The 18664-nt window shown below is 40.1% G+C and carries 16 protein-coding genes and 1 tRNA gene; 13 read left to right on the top strand and 4 right to left on the bottom strand.

The annotated features are described in order from the left end of the window. Positions 1 to 126 precede the first annotated feature (126 nt). The 5 genes from ACS5PU_RS20455 to ACS5PU_RS20475 all read left to right on the top strand — a co-directional run bounded on the left by ACS5PU_RS20455 (position 127) and on the right by ACS5PU_RS20475 (position 6098). Complete coding sequence (locus tag ACS5PU_RS20455; RefSeq protein ID WP_439461024.1) at positions 127 to 1476, top strand: M28 family metallopeptidase; 1350 nt, start codon at positions 127 to 129, stop codon at positions 1474 to 1476. A gap of 41 nt (positions 1477 to 1517) precedes the next feature. After that, positions 1518 to 1991: a TspO/MBR family protein gene (locus tag ACS5PU_RS20460; RefSeq protein ID WP_439461025.1), complete on the top strand. Its 474-nt coding sequence runs from the start codon at positions 1518 to 1520 to the stop codon at positions 1989 to 1991. An 82-nt stretch (positions 1992 to 2073) separates the two neighbouring features. Continuing rightward, complete coding sequence (locus ACS5PU_RS20465) at positions 2074 to 4338, top strand: patatin-like phospholipase family protein (RefSeq protein ID WP_439461026.1); 2265 nt, start codon at positions 2074 to 2076, stop codon at positions 4336 to 4338. Continuing rightward, on the top strand, positions 4335 to 4865 hold the full coding sequence (locus ACS5PU_RS20470; protein WP_439461027.1) for a hypothetical protein: 531 nt from the start codon (positions 4335 to 4337) through the stop codon (positions 4863 to 4865). Before ACS5PU_RS20465 ends, ACS5PU_RS20470 begins: the two co-directional genes overlap by 4 nt. A gap of 666 nt (positions 4866 to 5531) precedes the next feature. Further along, complete coding sequence (locus tag ACS5PU_RS20475) at positions 5532 to 6098, top strand: 2'-5' RNA ligase family protein (protein WP_439461028.1); 567 nt, start codon at positions 5532 to 5534, stop codon at positions 6096 to 6098. Here ACS5PU_RS20475 and ACS5PU_RS20480 read toward each other — a convergent pair whose 3' ends face one another. Continuing rightward, positions 6099 to 8522, bottom strand: a complete 2424-nt coding sequence (locus ACS5PU_RS20480; protein WP_439461029.1) for a BamA/TamA family outer membrane protein — start codon at positions 8520 to 8522, stop codon at positions 6099 to 6101. Between ACS5PU_RS20480 and ACS5PU_RS20485 the strand changes: the two genes are divergently transcribed. The 5 genes from ACS5PU_RS20485 (at position 8513) to ACS5PU_RS20505 (ending at position 11295) form a co-directional block, all read left to right on the top strand. Further along, a complete protein-coding gene (locus ACS5PU_RS20485) occupies positions 8513 to 9259 on the top strand; it encodes a TrmH family RNA methyltransferase (RefSeq protein ID WP_439461030.1) in 747 nt (248 codons plus the stop codon). The genes ACS5PU_RS20480 and ACS5PU_RS20485 overlap by 10 nt on opposite strands. Positions 9260 to 9318: 59 nt before the next feature. Then, positions 9319 to 9392 (top strand) — tRNA-Cys (locus ACS5PU_RS20490). A gap of 34 nt (positions 9393 to 9426) precedes the next feature. After that, positions 9427 to 9597, top strand: coding sequence for a hypothetical protein (locus ACS5PU_RS20495; protein WP_029275070.1), 171 nt, complete (start codon positions 9427 to 9429; stop codon positions 9595 to 9597). A gap of 286 nt (positions 9598 to 9883) precedes the next feature. Beyond that, positions 9884 to 10549 (top strand): DNA alkylation repair protein, encoded by a 666-nt coding sequence (locus ACS5PU_RS20500; protein WP_439461031.1) that lies wholly within the window; start codon positions 9884 to 9886, stop codon positions 10547 to 10549. Positions 10550 to 10647: 98 nt separating this feature from the next. Beyond that, the gene (locus tag ACS5PU_RS20505; protein WP_439461032.1) at positions 10648 to 11295 is read left to right on the top strand and encodes an NAD-dependent epimerase/dehydratase family protein; all 648 of its coding nucleotides are present in this window, start codon (positions 10648 to 10650) and stop codon (positions 11293 to 11295) included. A gap of 24 nt (positions 11296 to 11319) precedes the next feature. Here ACS5PU_RS20505 and ACS5PU_RS20510 read toward each other — a convergent pair whose 3' ends face one another. From ACS5PU_RS20510 to ACS5PU_RS20520, 3 genes are all read right to left on the bottom strand, one after another. Next, entirely contained in the window at positions 11320 to 12348 is a 1029-nt protein-coding gene (locus ACS5PU_RS20510) for a quinone-dependent dihydroorotate dehydrogenase (RefSeq protein ID WP_439461033.1), read from the bottom strand. A gap of 170 nt (positions 12349 to 12518) precedes the next feature. Continuing rightward, on the bottom strand, positions 12519 to 13169 hold the full coding sequence (locus ACS5PU_RS20515) for an NAD(P)-dependent oxidoreductase (RefSeq protein ID WP_439461034.1): 651 nt from the start codon (positions 13167 to 13169) through the stop codon (positions 12519 to 12521). Between the two features lie 100 nt (positions 13170 to 13269). Then, a complete protein-coding gene (locus ACS5PU_RS20520) occupies positions 13270 to 13680 on the bottom strand; it encodes an Rrf2 family transcriptional regulator (RefSeq protein WP_439461035.1) in 411 nt (136 codons plus the stop codon). Between the two features lie 321 nt (positions 13681 to 14001). Between ACS5PU_RS20520 and ACS5PU_RS20525 the strand changes: the two genes are divergently transcribed. From ACS5PU_RS20525 to ACS5PU_RS20535, 3 genes are all read left to right on the top strand, one after another. Further along, positions 14002 to 15909, top strand: a complete 1908-nt coding sequence (locus tag ACS5PU_RS20525; protein ID WP_439461036.1) for an ABC-F family ATP-binding cassette domain-containing protein — start codon at positions 14002 to 14004, stop codon at positions 15907 to 15909. A gap of 331 nt (positions 15910 to 16240) precedes the next feature. Next, on the top strand, positions 16241 to 17518 hold the full coding sequence (locus tag ACS5PU_RS20530) for a DUF5103 domain-containing protein (protein ID WP_439461037.1): 1278 nt from the start codon (positions 16241 to 16243) through the stop codon (positions 17516 to 17518). Between the two features lie 164 nt (positions 17519 to 17682). Next, positions 17683 to 18639, top strand: coding sequence for a formylglycine-generating enzyme family protein (locus ACS5PU_RS20535; protein WP_439461038.1), 957 nt, complete (start codon positions 17683 to 17685; stop codon positions 18637 to 18639). The last annotated feature ends 25 nt before the right edge of the window (positions 18640 to 18664 follow it).

Here is an 18664-nt window from a genome sequence, read left to right on the forward strand (position 1 = left end):
ACAATAAGAACTGCCTCTTGAACAAAATCAAGGGGCTTTTTTATGTGCAAAATGTTACGTAAAACCTTATTTACCTGCCGTTTCTTAAGGTTTCAATCGATATATTAGCTAACAAAATGTTTTGAGATGAAAAAAGGCTACGCAGTATTATTGCTTATAGGATTAACAGTATCCGTACGGGCACAAACCCTGGTTAACCGCAATCCCGATATTGATAAAATGGTTAAAACGGTAAATCAGGATTCCTTAAAATCATATATCTCAAAAATGGTATCATTTGGCACCAGAAATACATTAAGCGATATAAAAAGCAAAACAAAAGGAATTGGAGCAGCCAGAAATTGGGTAGTGGGCAAATTTAACCAGTTTGCCAAACAGAGCAACGGCCAGCTTACCGCCTATTTAGATACCACAACCTTCAAACCAGATGGCAAAAGGGTAGATCAGCCAACTCTTTTGGGTAACGCCATTGCCGTACTTAAAGGTACCGACATAAACGATAAACGCGTATATGTAGTAAGTGGCCACTTGGATAGCCGTGTTACCGATGTAATGAACAGAACCAGCGATGCCCCCGGCGCCAACGACGATGGCAGTGGTGTAGCAGGCGTAATTGAAGCGGCCAGGATTATGAGCCAGTATAAGTTTTCGGCCACAATTATTTTTGTAGCCGTAAGCGGCGAAGAACAATCGTTACTTGGCTCGGGATTTATGGCTGCAAAAGCGAAGAAAGAAAACTGGAATGTGGATGCCATGCTGAACAACGACATGATAGGCAGCAACAACAGCAGCGAAACACAGATTATAGATAATACCAGGCTGCGCGTATTTAGCGAAGGTTTACCAAGTTATGAACTGGATAAAAATGTGAAGAACATCCGCCAGTTTGGTTTAGAAAATGATGGAAAAAGCCGTCAATTGGCGCGCTATGTAAAAGAAATTGGCGAACGTTACGTAGATCAGCTGGAAGTGAAACTGATTTACAGGAACGACCGCTTTCTGCGCGGTGGCGACCATACCCCATTTGTAGAGAACGGTTTTACGGCAGTGCGCATTACCGAAATGAATGAAAACTTTGACCACCAGCACCAAGATCTCCGCACAGAAAAAGGGGTGAAATATGGCGACCTGCAGGAATTTATGGATTTTGAATACCTGCGTAAGAATACAGGTGTAAATATTGCTGTGCTGGCCAATCTGGCAAAAGCACCTGCTGCACCAACAGCGATAACGGTAGATGTAAAAAACCTGAGCAATGCCACCTATCTTTACTGGAAAGCACCTGCCAACGGTACAGTGAAAGGCTATTATGTGTTAATGCGCGAAACCAGCAGCCCGGTTTGGGAAAAGAAATTTTTCACTACAGCTACCGAACTGAAATTACCTTACAGCAAAGACAATTATTTATTTGCAGTACAAAGTGTTGGTAATGATGACAATGAAAGTTTACCCATTGTTCCGGGAATTGGAAGGTAAAACTTTTAGGTTTTATAGTTGTTTAAACTCAAATTTACAGCATGAAATTTAAACCGGTAGCATTTATTATCAATATAGCCATTACACTCAGTATTGGCGCTTTGGGTGGATTGGCAACGGCACAATCTGTTAAAACTTGGTATCCAACGCTCAATAAGCCCTCATTTAATCCTCCAAATTGGCTCTTTGCCCCCGTTTGGACTACACTTTATGTGCTAATCGGCATTGCCGCATACCTGGTGTGGATCAGGCGCGATAAAATTGTGCATTTCCCCCGTACCGTAGCCATTTACCTCATCCAGCTGATCCTGAATTTGGCCTGGTCGTTCATTTTCTTCTACCTGCACGAAATTGGTTTTGCAATGGCAGAAATCATCCTCTTGCTTATCGTGATCATCATAAACGCTACAATATTTTATCGGATAAACAAATGGGCGGGGCTAATTTTCATCCCCTACATCCTTTGGGTAAGTTTTGCATCATTTTTAACATACAACATCCTCATATTGAATTAATTTTAAAAGAAAACCTTATTTTAGGGGAGTGGTAGCTTTTAAAAGATTTTTGCTGATACTCTTCGTTGTGTGCTGTAACCAATTGCAAGCGCAAAAGGTGGGTCTTGTTTTTAGTGGTGGCGGTGCCAAAGGATTGGCTCATATTGGCACCTTGAAGGCGCTTGAAGAAAACCACATCCCAATCGATTACATTACCGGAACCTCAATGGGCGGCATAGTGGGTGCTATGTATGCCTCTGGTTATAGTCCGGCAGAAATTGAGAAAATAGCCCTAAGCAACGACTTCCAGAACTGGGTAAACGGGCGTTATACCAGCGATTACACTTACTATTTCCAAAAAAGAGCCCCAAATGCATCCATGCTTACCGCAAAAGTGGCCATAGATACCGGTTTCCATTTCAGTTTCCGCTCCAATCTTATTAACGACATCCCCCTTAACTTTGCCTTTTTAGAGCTATTTTCGCAGGCTTCGGCAGTTTCTAAAGATAATTTCGACAATCTTTTTGTACCCTACCGTTGCATGGTTGCCGATGTACTTTCGCAAAAAAGCATTACGGTAAGCAAAGGGAGTTTGGCCGAAGCCGTGAGGGCCACCATGACGGTACCTATTATTTACCGTCCGATAAAATTAGATGGAAAATATGTTTTTGATGGCGGTTTATACAACAACTTTCCCGCAGATGTAATGGAAAGGGATTTTAAACCCGATTATGTGATCGGTGCAAATGTTTCATCTAAAACCTATAACGAATACCCAAAAAACATCGACGACCGTTTAATGAACCGGTTTTTGGTTTACATGTTTCTTTCTAAATCCGATTCGACCATGATCGGTAAAAATGGTGTTTACATCCAGCCCAATTTAGCGAACTACAGTGTAACCAATTTCGCGCCTGTACAAGAGTTGATCAAAAAAGGTTACGATGCTACCATAGCCGATATGCCACGCATCAAGGCCTTGATCAGTAGAAGGGTTGATGATCGGGAACTGGCCAGGCGGAGGGAAAAATTCAATACCCAAAAGCCAGATTTAAAGTTTAGCAATATCATTGTTTCGGGCGTTAACATTCAACAGAAGAAATACGTAGAAAGGCTTTTTAAAAGCGACAAATCTACCTTTGACTTAAAAGACATTAAAAGAGGTTATTACAAATTGGTTGCCGATCAGACTTTTGAAACCGTGTACCCAAAAATTTCTTATCAACCCGCTACCGATAGCTATACTTTTGAAGTTGTGGCACAGCCGAAAAAAAGTTTTAAGCTCGAACTGGGCGGCAATATATCTACCAGGCCCATCAGCAATGTTTTTCTTGGTGTAGAGTATAATTACCTTAACCGTAAATCGTACACTTTTGGCACCAGTTTTTACTCGGGCCGCTTTTATGAATCTATCCAGGTTAACGGCCGGGTTGATTACCCAACTAAACTGCCCCTCTTTTTAGGTGCCGAATTAACCTATAACCACTGGAACTTTTACAATACCAGCCAGATTTTCATCGAAAACCCCCGCCCCATTTACATAGAACAGTCAGACCGTAAAATCGACCTGATGATAGGAATGCCCTTAAATTACAATACCAAAATCGTTCTGCATTCTACCTTTATCAACAACAACGACCGCTATAGCCCCAACAATACCTTTGCCCTTGGCGATGTATTGGACCAGACTATATTTAATGGCTTTAGGGGCTCGCTTAACCTAGAAAAAAACTCGCTCAACCGGAAACAGTACGCCACCAACGGACAAAGTTTCTCTTTAAGCTTTAACTATACCACAGGCCGCGAAAACTATAACCCGGGCAATATTTTCCGAAATACACCTGGCTTTGTCAAAATTCCAGGCAGTAGCCAGCTACACCATTGGGGAAGCATTAAACTTACCCAGGAAAACTATTTCCTACATATTAAAAAATACACACTCGGCTATATCATCGAAGGTGTAATTTCTAACCAGCCGCTGTTTAGCAATTATTATTCTACCCTTTTGGTTGCCCCGGCATTTTATCCTTTGCAGGACAGCCGGTCACTCTTTTTAGATAAGTTCCGCGCAACCACTTATGCCGCGGGCGGAATAAAAAATATTTATAATTTCAGGAAAAATCTTGATTTTAGACTGGAAGGTTATTTATTTTTACCGCATAAAGAATTTGAGCTTAACAATTTTCAGCAGGTTGATTATGCAAAGGCCATTACGAAAATCCGTTATGCCGGCACCGCTGGCTTGGTTTACCACTCGCCGCTTGGCCCGGTAAGTTTAAGTTATAATTTATATAATGATGCAGTTAAAAGAAATGGTGTATTATTGCATATCGGTTATTTAATTTACAATAAACGTTCTATCGAATGAAACGGATCTTACTATTTTTTGCCTTGTGTTTAATTGGTTTTGCCGGCACTGCACAAACCGCAGCGATCAACAATTTCTTGGTTAAAGAAAACCTGCTCAAAAACAACAAACTGGCCATTATTGCTGCCGATTCGCTAAACGTACCCAACGAAAACATCAACGGAACCTACACTTTTAGCGTAAGTGGTTTTACCCAGATCTTAAAATTTAACGATGGTATTGCCGTTCTGCCCCTGCCGATCGATAAATCTACTTTTGTTTACATAAAACACCAGAACGATAACGGCACACACAGCAAACTGGTTTACGTATATAAAAAAGACAGCGATTTAAGCCCCTACGCAATCAACAGCCTTTGGCTTTTCATTATACCGATTGTGCTGGTTATTATCGCCTTCGCTTTCCGCAAACTTATCATATTTGTAGTCATCGTATTTTTGGTATTTGTTTATTTCAACCACAGTAACGGACTAAACATCTCTACCTTTTTCGAAAGCATTTTTGATGGGCTGAAGAACCTGGTCTGATACCGCAGCTCCGTCATTTCGACTGAAGCGCAGCGGAATGGAGAAATCTACAAGGTAAAATTGATCACTATAATTGTGGTGTCAGATGTTCCCATCTGACTCTAGATTACTAAGTTAATCAATACTTTAATAGCTATTTTTTTTTTTGAAAAGCAATGCCTGTAGTACATCGGTTCCGATAGTCCCGCCCTTTGCTTAATCCCGATCAAAAACCGATTAAACAGATAACACTTAAATCGGGATAACGCTGCCGGTCGGGTTTATTTAACAATGGACAGCTGTTACAAACCGTCGACCATTTTAAGTTTCTTCTTGTTTATCTGTGCCTCGGAGGGAAACCCGTAATTCCGCTTGGCAAAGCTATAATTAGTAGTCTGTGGGGACACAGACCACGGTGATGGAAATATCCGTTTTACACGCTCGCGCTTGTTTCTAACGGGCGCGGAAATAATCAATCGTTTGTAATGATTCCTTTTAACCAGTGTCTCCGAGGTAAACATTTAACCTTGCTTAAGAAAATAACCGTAAGTTGTCTGTGAGGACACAGACCACGGCGATGAAAATATCCGTTTTACACGCTCGCGCTGGTTTCTAACGGGCGCGGAAATAATCAATCGTTTCTAACGATTCCCTTTAAAATACTAATATTTTTAGTAAATTTGTTTTATGGAAAATCTATTTTTGGTGTGTTTGATACCTCCAATATCTATCGTAGAAGATATTGATGAAATCAGGAATTATATCTCAAATAAATTTAATGTGTACGAATCCTTAAAACGGCCTGCCCACATTACGCTATACCCACCAGTAAAGCTATCCTCAATGGAAACAGAAAAAAGATTTTTCAAAGCACTCGAAGACGCTTCCCATAATACACCCTTTACGCAGGTATTAAGAAATTTTAATTCCTTTCCTGAGCATACTTTTTATCTAGACGCAGAACAGAACGAAGGAATTATGAACCTCGAAAAACAGATATCAACAACATTAAAGCCATTAAAGTTGATCGAGAAAAAAGAGAAATTCAATCCGCACCTAACCTTGGCATTTAGGGATATAAAACCAGTTTTTAAATCGATTATTGAAGCATTCAAAGACAAAAAATTTAAACGGGAGTTCCCTGTTAATTCTTTTTTCGTTTATAAACACCAGGATAAAAGATGGCAGCCATTTAGAGAATTTTCATTTAAAAATCCAGATACCAAACCCAAAGTTTTAAGCCTATTCGATTGATTAAAATGGCATACCGATACCGAAGTTATATTGCAAAAAGCGGTAAGTATCTGGAGCATGTGTTAAGTTATAATTGTTCTTAAAATCTCTTGCACCGGAGAAAAATTTACTGATTACCCATTGATCAGAACCCGTAAACTGTGGGTCTTTAAGTTTCAACCCTACATCAAACCTAAACACAAAATATTGTACATCGTAACGTAAGCCCAAACCTGTGCCAACAGCAAGCTGTTGCGCAAGTTTACCTAGTTTAAATACAGTTTGTTCGTCGAGTGCTGGGGTGGCAAGTAGAATTGATTCGCCTTTGCGCAGATTCCACACATTACCGATATCAACAAAAGCAGCTCCCTTTAAAGTAGCCCCAAAAAACTTTTTGGCCACCGTAAATCGGTACTCAAAGTTGGTTTCAATTCGCATCGTTCCAAGCTGGTCAACTCCATAAAATGCTCTCCTTAAGGTATCGCTTCTTAAAAGCCCCCTATCGTAGTTACCTGGTCCAATTGTTCTGGCCTGCCAGGCTCTTACCCCACTGGATCCACCTGCAAAAAACTGCTTTTCGAAGGGAATACCAGTTAACACTGAATTTCCGTAAGCATAAGCCACACCTGCATTTAAACGGGCAACAAACTGCCTTTCGCCACCCAAATGTTTATACCACCTTAAATCAACCTCGGGACGCAAATACTGGTTAAACGGTAAGCCCAATATCTTCGCCGGATCTCCATTTGCCGGATTGTACTTATTTCCTGATAACCTGGATATACCCTGCAACAGGTTACCGGCAATATCCATTCCTGCCCTTAAATAAACGAAAGAACGGTATTCATTGAGCTTATTGGCATTTAAGGTATAAGTGTATTTCATCCCCAAAGTCAAATCTTTCCTACCCAATAAGGTAGAATAATAAAGATTATTTAATATAGTTTCAGCATCCACATTTGGATCCAGATTACCAAAACGATATTCGAAGTTTAAAGGGGTAAAAGAGTGTAGTTTCGATTTCGTTTCAACCCAATCATAAGTAATCGAATTGATAAAAATCCTTCTTACCGAAACATCTTTCTGCAGGGCGTAGATATAACTGCTCGAAAAAGTGGTGTGCGGCATCCCGTTTCCGCCTAAGTTGGGATTATAAAAGGGGATCATCAGCCTGGGTACCGTAATGCTTGCACTGATTGAAAAATCGCGCTGGTAAATATCGCTAAACACCTTGGCCCCATTACCAATCCGCGATTGCAAACCACCTTTTATTTGTAATTCAAAGCGCTCTGCTCCCCTAAAAATATTGTTATTGGTGTAGGTGTTGCTTAAGTTAAAACCAACCGTACCACCATTAAACGGTACCTCTCCCTCTACCCGGTTGCTCATTACCTTTTGCGGAATGAGTTGGATTACCGCATTAACTTTATTAGAGGTACTATCCCTTCTGAAATAATCGATCTTCACATTTTTAAAAACATTAAGCTCATATAAACGATCATAAGTAAGGTTTTCATTGCGGATATCATAAAGCTCGCCCTGCTTTAAAAAATCGTACCGCACAATCGGATTTCTCCTGTAGCGCTTAGAAAAATCGGTAAATATAATCCCGTTCAAGGTATCCTTGCTCAATTTATACCTCACCGAATCAGGAAAACCATCAGGATTTGGCGCAATAATCATGTGGGTATAACCAATGTTAAACTGTTTATGCGGTCCTTCATTGGGATCGTTTATATTCAAGTTTAAATCAATTTTATTTGTTTTGGAGCTGGCCTCAGCACCATAAACATCAAAGTTTACATAAGGTCTTAAAAAGTAAAAATAACCGTTCTCTTTCATAATGCGGTAAATCTGTTCGCGCTCATAGGTTAACGAATCTTCATCATATTGCATCCCTTTGTGCAAATGCGTTATTTTGCCTTTGTTCGATTCGTAAAGGCTTTTGATGTTCCCGTTCGGAATAGAATCGGTAAGTTTATCTATAAAATACGCCGGACCAGGTTTAGCACTAAAAATAACTTCTGCTTTTTTATTGGCCACTTTGATTGCAGAGGTAACTTCTGCCTGGCGGTAACCTTTGCTCTTCAAAAATTTCTGGATCTGCGTTCTCGAAATCTCTACCAATGTGCTGTCGAGAATAGCCGGTGGTGTACCAAAAGGCTTTATATCACTGGTTTTGTAGCGCCCATCTTTCGTATTAAACAGGTTGTATAAAGGCACCTGGATACTCAGCTTAGAGGCCGGCCGAAGATCTTTCTGCACATAATTATATGCCTGCTCTTCAAATTTCGCGTCAACGCTATCAATAGTAACTTTTTTCACGATCGATTGATAATCGGCAATGTACTTAGTTGATGAACAGGCCTGAATTAAAACAATAATAAATAGTAATATTGCAGTACTTTTCAGTTTTATATTTATTAAGTATTGGTATGCTTTCAAAATCACAGATTAGTTTTATAAAGTCGTTACATCAAAAAAAATACCGTAAAGAACATGGTTTATTTCTTGTTGAAGGCATAAAATCCATAAAAGAGTTTATCCAGTCAAGCTACCAGATCCATACCATATTTTACAACAGCGAACAGCACAATTTGTTACCCAAATTGCCTGCAAATATAAACTTATTTGAAGTAAACAACGCTGAATTAGACAAGATTAGTACGCTGCAGACCCCACAAGGTTTTTTGGCGCTCATACACCTCCCTAAAAACAGGGATTTAAACCTAAACGATTTAAAAAATCAATTTACCCTCGTTTTGGACGGCGTTCAGGATCCGGGCAATATGGGTACCATTATCCGTACCGCAGATTGGTTCGGGTTTAAAAATATTATCTGCTCGCCCGATAGTGTAGAAGTATTTAACCCTAAAACTGTACAGGCCACAATGGGCTCGCTGGCACGGGTAAATATTTTTGAGACCGATCTACCCCTATTCCTAGCTGATAATGCCATACCGGTGTTCGGAGCACTGTTAGATGGCGAATCGATTTACAACACTAAGTGGGGCAAAGAAGGATTGGTGATTTTGGGTAATGAGGGGAAAGGAATTTCACCAGATGTAATCAAAAAAATCAATAAGCCCGTAACCATTCCGAGGATTGGTGAGGCCGAATCGTTAAATGTTGCGGTAAGTGCCGCAATCTTTTGCGCTGAATTAGTGCGAGTTCGAAATTAAATTGAGATATTATTTGCGGGCTAACTAATAATTGCTATTTTTGCAGCCTTGAATTTAAGGGTCGAGTGGCCGAGTGGCTAGGCAGAGGTCTGCAAAACCTTCTACAGCGGTTCGAATCCGCTCTCGACCTCCATTTGTACAAATAAAATAATTAAAAGGTTATTACCATGGCAGTTACCAGATTAAAAAGAAAAGACAGAAGAAATAAAAATACAGCTCACCAAGAGGTAGCATTTTTAAAAAGAGCAACTAACATCGAGTTAGGAAGCCGCTCTGCACAACCTAAAAACGATCAATTAGCTAAAAACAACGCTGTTTTAGCTGCTTTGGCAAAATAGTTTTTAGAAAATTCTTCTAAAAGATTTAAAGCATCCTTCTGATCAAAGGATGCTTTTTTTATGCATTAGTATTTTTTACTCAAAGTATTTATTGGTTAATTCTTAGCCTCTTTCCTAACTCGATCGTCATGCTGAACTTGTTTCAGCATCCATCCTGAAAGATCGACCCTGAAATAAATCCGATAGCTATCGGATCAGGGTGACGACCTATGTTAACAACCTTCCTTCCTTCCTTCCTTCTTTTAAAATCCCTAACTTTATCCTATCAGATTTTTAAGCAGAAGACATGAACCTTACCGAAACACTTTCTACCCTCGAAACGCTGGCAGACGAAAAAGTACGCAAGCAGCACCTTAAAAATGGCGCCCGTGAAAACCTATTTGGCGTTAAAATGGGCGATATCAGAACCTTGGCCAAAAAGATCAAAACAGATCATCAACTTGCATTAGAGCTTTGGGAAACCGGAAACATCGATGCCAGAATGTTGGCCATCCTGATCCTCAACCCTAAAGAATTATCAGCGGCAGAAATCGAACAGATGGTATCTTCAGAAGAATTTGCCTGGGCTGCCGATTGGTTCTACAACTACGTGGTTAAAGAATACGCCGGTAAAGAACAGTTCCGCCAAAAGTGGATGAATGCAAACGATAAAATGTTGGCCCGTGCAGGCTGGAGCTTAACCAGCGGACGGATAGCAAGGGATGCAGAAGGTTTGGATATCCCTGCAATTCTCGACCGTATCGAAGGCGAAATGGCCAAGGTTGCTCCTGAAACGCAATGGACAATGAACACGGCACTTGCGCAGATCGGCATCAATCATCCCATTTACAGGGAAAGGGCTTTGGCAATAGGCGAAAAGCTAGGCATATACCGCGATTATCCGGTTTCTAAAGGCTGTACCTCTCCCTTTGCACCCATTTGGATTAATGAAATGGTTAAAAGACAGAAATAGATCAATTTTTTTTGAGCCTTTCAGCAATTAAAATCGAGCTTTTTAACAAAGCAACCGATCATTTTAATACGCATCTTTGCATAAATTAAGAAATTAACATGAAAGTAATTATCACAGGTGCTACCGGTATGGTTGGCGAAGGCGTTTTGCTCGGATGTTTAGAAAACCCAGATGTAAAAGAAATATTGATTGTTAACCGCAGGCATTACGATCTTCAGCACACTAAGCTAAAAGAATTAATAGTGGGCGATTTTACCAAGCTCGAGGGTTTTGAAGATCAACTATCCAATTATGATGCTTGTTTTTACTGCGCCGGAATCAGCTCTGTGGGCATGAACGAAGAAAAATACAACTACATTACCTACGAAACAACCATGGCATTTGCCCAACAATTGGTAAAATGGAATCCCAATATGGTTTTCAATTTTGTTTCGGGTGCTCATACCGATAGCACTGAAAAAGGAAAAATGATGTGGGCTCGCGTAAAAGGGAAAACCGAAAACGCCTTAATGAAACTTCCATTTAAGGCTCAGTATAATTTCCGCCCGGGCTTTATGAAACCCTTTAAACAACAAAAAAATGTGAAGGCTTTGTTTAAACCATTAATCTGGCTTTTCCCAATCCTTTTACCTAAAATTTCGCTAACGCTCGAACAAGTTGCCCAGGCAATGATCAATACGGTACTTAAAGGCTATCCGAAACAGGTTTTAGAAATTGCCGACATTAAGGCATTGGCCGCACAATAACGATAGTGCGCTAATAAAAAACTGCTAAACCAATGATTTACAAATGCTTTTGATCAATCCTGGCCCTTCGTAAATGAAACCAGTATACAGCTGCACCAAAGAAGCTCCGGCATCCAGTTTTTCTTTTGCATCTTTTGCAGAATGGATACCACCCACACCGATAATTGGAAAGGCTTTATTCGATTTCTCCCACAGGTAGCGGATTACTTCTGTTGACCGGTCTTTTACAGGCTTCCCACTTAAACCTCCGGTTTCTCCGGTCAGCACCTTTTCAGTAGCTAAATTTTCTCTGCTGATGGTTGTATTGGTAGCTATAATGCCTGCAATACCAGTTTCTGCCACGATTTCGATGATGTCATCCAGCTGCTCGTTGGTTAGATCAGGAGCAATTTTCAGTAAAATCGGACGTGAAATATCGTTCTTAAGGTTACGCTGCTGCAAAGTGTTTAAAATCTTTTTCAGTGGTTCTTTTTCCTGCAGCTCACGCAGGCCTGGCGTATTTGGAGAGCTTACATTAACCACAAAATAGTCTACCACATCAAAAAGACGATCGAAACATTTAATATAATCGCTTACCGCATCTTCATTTGGTGTAGCCTTGTTTTTGCCAATATTACCACCAACAACAATATCAGGATGCTTATCTTTTAACAAACGCAAGCGCTCAGCCATTACATCTACCCCTTTGTTGTTGAAACCCATGCGGTTAATCAATGCTTCATCATTGGGCAAACGGAACATGCGGGGCTTGTCATTTCCAGGCTGTGGCATAGGCGTTACAGTGCCCACCTCAATAAAACCGAAGCCTATATTGCTTAGCGGTTCTACATATTCGCCGTTTTTATCAAATCCGGCAGCCAAACCAACAGGATTTCGGAACTTAATTCCAAAAACTTCGCGCTCCAGTCCTTTAACATTAAAATCAAAGCTGCTACGGATAATGGTTTTGCCTAAAGGAAATTTATCATTAAACCATTTTAACCGCTTTACAACAAAATAATGTACATTTTCTGGGTCAAACTTAAAGAATATTGGTTTAATAAGGCGATACATGCCACGAAGATAAGTAAAATATGGAAAATGTAAAAAATATGGAAGATGGAAGAAAAAATGCTCGGGTCAATTAGCAGTTTTAAATCTGCAGTTTGCAGTTACAAATGAACTAATGACCAATGAACCAATTACATTCCATCTTCCATATTTACATGTTCCATCCCATCCTCCTAGTACGCTGCCGTAAACTGCTCTTGGTGGTGCGCTTTATTTTCTAGCTCATCTACAATAGCTACCGCAAGATCTTCTACCGATAAAATAGAACGGCCTTCGGCGTTAAAAACCGGACTTGTTTTGCCCAAACGGTATTTACCTGTACGACCAGCGGTAATGCCCTGATGCATTTCTATTGCCGGACTAAAAAACAACCAATCGAACGATGTTTCTTTTTTCAGAATATTGAAATAATCCCTCACAGCCGATGCACCTGGCTTGTACTCTGCCGGAAAATTAGGTCCATCTACCAATTGATGTCCATCGATCTGCAAGGTACCTGCGCCACCGATAAAAATATAACGCTCAACACCCGATGCTTTAACAGCGGCCTGAATGGCTTCTGCCCCAGTAATGGTATCGTTATACAGGTTTGGATTTGCCCAACCTGCATTAAATGCGCTTACCACGGCATCAGCACCTTTTAAAATTTCAGCTAATTTTGCTACATCCAATACATCCACCGCAACTTTGGTTACCGCAGCATTGTTGTTTTCGATCTTATCTACATCGCGGGCTATTGCGACAACTTCATTTCCACGATTTACAAGTTCGTTTAAAATGGCTTTGCCTACAAATCCTGAGGCGCCTATTAATGCTATTTTCATATTATTTAATGTTTATTATTTTTTGTTGATTGTTCATAGCTTTTCGCTAATCGCAAGCTAAAATTGTAACATTTTTTATTACAGTTATGTTCAAAATTTTTTATTCAAATCCCGAGCTAAAATCTTTTAATGTTTTTGCTGATAGGTCTTTAATCAGTGCACTTTCTGCATCGCTGTATAATTGTGTTAACTGTTTGGTAATCTGCCTCCCTACGGGGCAATCAGGATTGGGCTCATTTTTACTTTCACCCAACAGGCTTTTCTGTTTAACAGCCATGTAAACATCGCCCAAATTGATATCGGCCGGGTTTTTGGCTAGAGTAGAACCTCCGCCCTTACCTTCTTTGCTCTGCACAAAGCCATGTTTATGCAGGTTTGCCAATTCTTTCCTCACCAAAACAGGGTTACAGTTAATGCTACCGGCTATGTATTCCGAATTCAGTAGCTGTCCCTTCACTTTATCCAAAAGCGTTAAAATATGCAAGGAAATAGAAAAATGACTGCTATTCATACTGTAACTATTTTTATTACAGAACAAAGGTAATGATAAATTTAATGCTGTATTAAAATTTAAATCATTTAACTCTAAACTGACAAATATCCGTATTTACTGCTTGAGCTGAGCGGGAATGAAAGCGCATCGAACATTAATGGTGCAGTAATACTGTAAGAACAAGCCATTAAGATGCTTTGTTTTTATAAAAAATCAATTTTTGATCAAAATCACCACATTTTGTTCAGTAAGATCGACTTTTGCCATAAAACTAAGCGCCGTTCCTATTTGAATTTCACCAAGAAAAAAGCCTTTAAAATTCGTACTTTTGCAGCCGAAATGATTTCAATAAATAATTTAACATTCCTGATTGGCTCAAGAGCCTTGTACGATGATGCGAACTGGCATATTAAACCAGGAGATAGAGCTGGTTTAATTGGCGCTAACGGAACGGGAAAATCAACACTTTTAAAAATAATTGTAGGCGAATATGCGCCGAGTTCGGGTACGGTTTCTATGTCGAAAGACTTAAAAATCGGTTACCTTAACCAGGATCTACTTTCTTACGATTCTCACCATAGCATTTTGCACGTGGCTATGGAGGCTTTTGAGCGCCAAAACCAATTGCACGATGAGATTGAAGAGCTGCTAAAAAAAATCGAGACCGATTACAGTGAAGAGGTTTTATATAAGCTGAGCGATAAACAGCAGGAATTTGAAGCTTTGGATGGTTATAACATCGAATACAGGGCAAATGAGATATTGGCTGGTTTGGGCTTTAGCACTGCAGACCAGTTGCGTCCGTTAAACACCTTTTCGGGAGGTTGGCGCATGCGGGTAATGCTGGCTAAAATCCTTTTGCAGGACCCTGATATTTTATTGCTCGATGAGCCTACCAACCACATGGACTTACCATCTATTAAATGGCTGGAAACTTATTTAATGGGCTTTGAAGGGGCTATTGTAATTGTATCGCACGATAGGTATTTCTTAGATAAAATTGTAAACCGTACAGTCGAATCGCGTAAAGGAAAACTAACTGTTTATGCCGGAAACTATAGCTTCTACGTAGAGGAAAAAGCTTTGCGCGGCGAAATACAAAAAGGGGAATTTAAAAACCAACAGGCTAAAATTAAGCAGGAAGAGCGTTTAATTGAGCGCTTTAAGGCCAAAGCATCTAAAGCTAAAATGGCACAATCGCGCATGAAGGCTTTGGATAAAATGGAGCGTATTGATGATGTTGATGATGATAACCCAACGGTAAATTTCAGCTTTAAATTTACCAAACCATCGGGCCGCCATGTAGTGCGGATCGAACATGCCACCAAACATTATCCAAACGTACATATTTTGGAAGATGCGGAGGCTGTGATTGAAAAAGGGGATAAAATTGCCCTGATCGGTGCCAATGGTAAAGGTAAATCGACCTTATTGAGGATGATTGCGGGTACCGAAAAGTTTGAAGGGCTTGTAGAAACCGGTCATAACGTAACCACTACTTTCTTTGCCCAGCACCAATTAGAATCGTTACACCTTGATAATGCAATTTTAGAAGAGCTGCAGGCCTTTGCACCAAAACATACCGATACTGAACTGCGCGGTATATTAGGCTGTTTCTTATTTACGGGTGATGATGTTTTCAAAAAGATCAAAGTATTATCTGGAGGGGAAAAATCGCGTGTGGCACTGGCCAAATCTTTAACTACCGATTCGAACTTTTTGATTCTGGATGAGCCTACCAACCACTTGGACATCCAATCGGTTAACATCTTAATCCAAGCTTTACAACAGTTTGAAGGTACTTTTATTGCCGTCTCTCACGATAGGTATTTCTTGGATAATGTAGCCAATAAAATCTGGTTTATCGAAGGCGAAAAAATAAAGCAGTATCCGGGTACCTATGCCGAATACGAAGAGTGGAACAGCAAACGTGTGGTACCGGTTTCGAAACCTATTCCGGTTAAAATGCCTGAAAAACCAAAACAGGAGCCTAAAGTTGCTGCACCCAATACAGCCAACCAGTTAAAAAAACTGAATGATGAGCTGAAGAAAACGGAAACATTGATTACCGAACTGGAAACATCGGTCAAAAACATAGAGGCAGAACTGGCAGATGAAAATGTTTATTCGAAAGCGGATAAACTGGCCGAGGCAAATAAACGCTACCTGGCCGCTAAACAGGATTTAGACACCAATCAAAATAAATGGGAAACCCTGGCTGCCGAAATTATGGAGCTAGAAGGATAATTTAACCACAGGTTTGTTCCAAAACATAGGCCGTTCTGATGTAAAATCGGGACGGCTTTTTTGTGTTATGTCTTTTCGCCACAGAAGCACAGAGCGGGTTATATACCTGTGCAGTCAGATGTTACCATCTGACTGATTTATGAATCCACAATACATAGCTGTATCTTGGAAAATAAAACTTCATACCAGTATCGGATAGTAATATCCGACACCACAGCTATTGCAATGTGGAGATCTATCTCGAGATAGATTTCTCGACTCCATTACACTCCACTCGAAATGACGGTGATCTAGAATTTTGCCACTTCCCAATAAAACTTTAATTTTAGCCATGCAGAAAATACTATTTCCGGTTTTATTTTTCATTTCTACTTTAGTTTTTGCCCAGAACGGACAAAAGTTTAGCACCGAAAATAAAATTTACCTTCCCAATATTAAAACGGTACTCTGCTACAACAGCAATAAAGAACAAAGTTTGCCGGTTATTATGCTCAACTCAAGAGAAACCATCACATTTTCTTTTGATGATTTATTGGCCGGCACCAAAAATTATTGGTATACCATTGAGCACTGTACCGCAGAATGGCAGCCCTCACCTATTTCGACCATCGATTATTTAGGCAGTTTTAACGACGACCGCATTATTAATTACCACTATTCATCAAACACCACCCGAAAATATACCCATTATGAACTTACTTTGCCCAACACGCAGATACAGCCTAAAATCGGCGGCAACTATGTATTAAAAGTATATTTGGATGGTGATAAAAATAAACCGGTAATTTCTCAGCGTTTCTATATACTCGATAACCAAACAGCCATAGCTGCAGAGGTAAGCAATTCGCTACAGGTGGAATACCGAAACAACAAACAGAAAATAAATTTCATCATTAACCACCCCTTTGCTATCCCTAATCCCTATCAAGATGTAAAGGCTGTAGTGATGCAAAATTACAACCCCAATACCATCCAGGTAAATTCAAAACCTTCATTTGTAAAGCCAAACCAATTGGTTTACAACGACCTAAACACCAACGATTTTTGGGGAGATAATGAATTCAGAAAGTTTGATACCAGAAGTTTAAGGTACAAAGCTGATAATGTGAAAGATATTTACCGCGACAATGAATCAGTTAATGTAATGCTTTTTCAGGATGCACCCAGAAACACGGGTGCGTTTGGCAACCAGTACGATGAGAATGGGAACTTTTTTATCCGCAATACCGATGGCCGGGATGATAAAACAGAAGCCGAATACATGGGGGTTTTGTTTACCCTAAACGCAGCGGCGCCTAGCCCAAATGGCGATGCTTATGTGGTTGGCCGTTTTAACAACTATACCATGAGCAATGAAAACAAGCTCCTTTACGATGCCAGCAGAAAACAGTTTTATGGCAATATTATTCTTAAACAGGGGCTTTACGATTACGAATTTGCCTGGTTTAACAAGGATACGAAAGTAATGGAAACTAAACCTTTTGAAGGCGCATTTTTCCAGACTGAAAACAGTTACCAGATTTTTGTTTACTACCGCCGCCCCGGCGCCCGCTGGGATACACTGGTTGGTTTTACCAATTTGAGCAATAAAGTTACCGACAGGAAATAGGTGGGTAAAAAGTGCGCTATTAATTGTCAACTTGACTTTTAATTTTACAATACTTACCTTTATTGTTACATTAATTTTCTTTGTTTTAAATGTGGTTATTTACTTTAGTGTTTCAGACTTAACCAGATAAATCCCTAGAAAATAAGCATTTCTAACCAATAATTATGTTTAAAAAATTAATTGCTGTAGCGTTAATAACCTTTCCATGTGCCCATATTTTGGCTCAGGGAACAACCAGTCCGTATACCCAAACCATCAACGGGACTAAACTAAAATTCAATATGCAGGCCATACCGGCAGGCAAATTTAAAATGGGAAGCAAAACCGGTAAACCTGATGAACAACCCGTTCACGAAGTTAAACTAGATGCCTTCTGGATCGGAAAACATGAAGTAACCTGGGATATTTTCGAACCTTTCTTGTACCGCGATTACGAAAAAAAAGCCAGTGAGGGTGCCATTCCTGCTGAAGTTGATGCCGTGACCCGCCCAACTAAACCTTATCTGGATATGACCTTTGGCATGGGAAAAGAACATCAGCCAGCAGTAGCCATGACCCAATATAATGCCATTCAGTTCTGTAAATGGCTGTATGTGCGCACTGGTGTTTTCTACCGTTTACCAACAGAGGCCGAGTGGGAATATGCCTGCAAAGCCGGATCAGATACCAATTATTCCTTTGGAAATGACGCATCCAAACTGGGAGACTACGCCTGGTACAAAGACAATAGCGATAATAAAACCCATCAGGTAGGCCAAAAAAAACCTAATGCATGGGGCTTATATGATATGTACGGAAATGTTGGCGAATGGACCTACGACCAGTACATAGCCGATTTTTATGGCAAAAGCAAAGCCGAAAACCCTGTAGCCGTTCCCGACAAACTCTATCCAAATGTAGTGCGCGGAGGTTCTTACGATGAAAAGCCTGAAAACTTAACTTCAACCGCGCGATTGGCTTCAGATCCATCGTGGAAGCAGTTAGATCCACAGATTCCCAAAAGCAATTGGTGGTTTCCGGAAGCACCTTTTGTAGGCATGCGTTTGGTACGCCCTGCAAAAACACCTTCAAAGGCAGAAATAGATGCCTATTATGATAAAAAACCTATAAAAGACTATTAATACAACCAAAAACAAACCAAAACAC

It is taken from the genome of Pedobacter sp. GSP4, from assembly GCF_051857575.1.
Classification (GTDB): Bacteria; Bacteroidota; Bacteroidia; order Sphingobacteriales; family Sphingobacteriaceae; genus Pedobacter.